The 2,140-nt window shown below is 56.7% G+C and carries 3 protein-coding genes; 2 read left to right on the top strand and 1 reads right to left on the bottom strand.

Features of this window, described 5'->3' with window-relative positions; genetic code table 11:
• The first annotated feature begins 359 nt into the window (after window positions 1-359).
• On the top strand, window positions 360-782 hold the full coding sequence (locus tag AC07U4_RS24785) for a DUF4879 domain-containing protein (protein WP_495197599.1): 423 nt from the start codon (window positions 360-362) through the stop codon (window positions 780-782).
• Window positions 783-818: 36 nt separating this feature from the next.
• Here AC07U4_RS24785 and AC07U4_RS24790 read toward each other — a convergent pair whose 3' ends face one another.
• Entirely contained in the window at window positions 819-1,433 is a 615-nt protein-coding gene (locus AC07U4_RS24790) for a hypothetical protein (RefSeq protein ID WP_495197600.1), read from the bottom strand.
• Window positions 1,434-1,638: 205 nt separating this feature from the next.
• On the opposite strand from AC07U4_RS24790, the gene AC07U4_RS24795 reads away from it, so the two are divergent.
• On the top strand, window positions 1,639-2,001 hold the full coding sequence (locus tag AC07U4_RS24795) for a DUF4879 domain-containing protein (protein ID WP_495197601.1): 363 nt from the start codon (window positions 1,639-1,641) through the stop codon (window positions 1,999-2,001).
• Window positions 2,002-2,140 lie beyond the last annotated feature (139 nt).

Consider the following 2,140-nt stretch of genomic DNA (forward strand, 5'->3'; position numbering starts at 1 on the left):
AAGCTGGTAGCAGTGAAGGCGAGACACACCGGAGCCACTTTGAAACAAGCAGGCGTTTGGAATGGATTTCCACCGTATCTGATCAGTTTATGCATCTAAGACCATAAGAACCAAGCCACTTGCCAGCAGAGAAAATTTTCCGATTCCATTGCTCGTCAGTGGACCTTACCTAATATGACGACGTGACAGGAACGTTTCGCCCTCACAATGAAGGATCTCCTGTTTGTAACGTCTATATGACACGCCGGTGAAAGTGACCAAGCAAAATATCTCTTCCGACGGGGACTTCAATCTCGGTTCGAATGACCTTATTCGATGGCGGTCGGGCGAATCTGCTTCGGCACAGACGGGAGGGTTTAATGAAGAAGTTTCTGCTCATCGCAGCCGCGCTGGTTGGTAGCGCTGGCTTTGCAGGTGCGGCTCAGGCACAGATTTCGATCACGACTGTAAGGGATGCGAGCGGGCTCAGTGAACCGACATCCGGTAAATCCACCACCACCAACACCTACACCAGCCCGCCCGTCACGGTAATAGCAGACGAGTATTTCGTCGGAGGCCGTAACCGCATCTACCGCCTCGGCGGCCAGCAGATTTTTCCGAACACGACAACGCAGAGCCTCTGCACGTCGAGCTATCGCACCTGCCGTTCGGGTGAAACCGTCACGGGTGTCCGCCTGACGATCAACCTGGGCCAGCTCGGCGCCGGGCGTGAATTCTTCATTCAGGATACCGGCGTGTACTCGCCCTATCCGACCTACAGCACGTCCATTGTGATCAAGTGAGCTAATGCGGGCAGCCGTAAGGCTGCCCGCATTCCCTCATCGGCTCTCGCTGCGCAGAGCCGTAAGGGATTGATAGAGCTTTGTCGGATCGGGGGCCGCGACCTTCGCAGAGAACTTGGTGATTACTGCGAGAGAAGCTTTGAGCATAGAAGCACCAGCTCCATTACCTCGAGCTTGCTCAAAATCGGCAGCCTCCGCCAAACCGTCCGTCATGTCGTGTGGCGTGAAGTCGTCGACTGACATTCGGCCGAGATTGCCGCTGATGCCAAGCAGATCATCGCTCTTCACCCCTAGATTTTGGCCCAAGTTGTTGATCACGACTTGCGCTTGGCCCGGTGTAAGGCTTTTAAAGTCGTATTGACCACTTGGGAGACCTTGAGAGGCGCTAATCGCGTCGGCATCTTTCGCAATTTGCTTCTTCAACTCATCCCGCGTCATATTGGGCCAATTATTGAAATAGTCACTGCCAAACTGAGGTGCTGCCGGTCGGGCGCTCATCGATTTGGCTTTGTCGGAGATGCTGGCCGTGTCGAAAGACACATTAGCGGTGGTCGCCTGATCCAGAGCCGCGTTGAACGACGCTGACGAGGGACGCCGAAGCGGCGCGACGGTATCTATCAAATTCGATCGCGAAGTGATGGCGCTTAACATTAGCCGTCTCCCATGGCTGCGGTTCGCCTGAATGCGGTCAGAGTCTACGTTACTGAGGTTAACGAATTTGAGTCAGCGGGCGCGCTGCGCCAGCAGCTTCTCACCGTCGGGCCTGATCTCACCCTTGGGCGTGACGTGACGGTAGAGCGTCTGGCGGGAGATGCCGTCACCTCCATAGCCCATCCATCGAACCGATCGTCTTAGGGTGTCATTTCGCCCTCAGCCGGAACTGACCCAGGACGCAAGCGGACGCTTCGAGCCGGCATCTGGGAAATCAACCACCACCAACACTTACACCAGCCCGCCCGTCACAGTCACCGCAGTCGAGTATTTCGTCGGAGGCCGTAACCGCATCTACCGCCTCGGCGGCCAGCAGATTTTTCCGAACACGACCACGACGAGCCTCTGCACGTCGAGCTATCGCACCTGCCGTTCGGGTGAAACCGTCACGGGTGTCCGCCTGACGATCAACCTGGGCCAGCTCGGCGCCGGGCGTGAATTCTTCATTCAGGATACCGGCGTGTACTCGCCCTATCCGACCTACAGTACGTCCATTGTGATCAAGTGAGCTAATGCGGGCAGCCGTAAGGCTGCCCGCATTCCCTCATCGGCTCTCGCTGCGCAGAGCCGTAGGGTCAGGACTCATTGGTCACAGCCAGAAGATGACAGTGGCCGCGAGGGCAACAGCCGAGAAGAAGACCGTTGGA

Source organism: Sphingomonas sp. GW821-FHT02B09, assembly GCF_059421875.1.

Bases quoted from the DNA above. Each gene is read 5' to 3' on its own strand.
- AC07U4_RS24785 (WP_495197599.1), top strand. From the start codon at position 360: ATGAAGAAGTTTCTGCTCATCGCAGCCGCGCTGGTTGGTAGCGCTGGC.
- AC07U4_RS24790 (WP_495197600.1), bottom strand. From the start codon at position 1,433: ATGTTAAGCGCCATCACTTCGCGATCGAATTTGATAGATACCGTCGCG.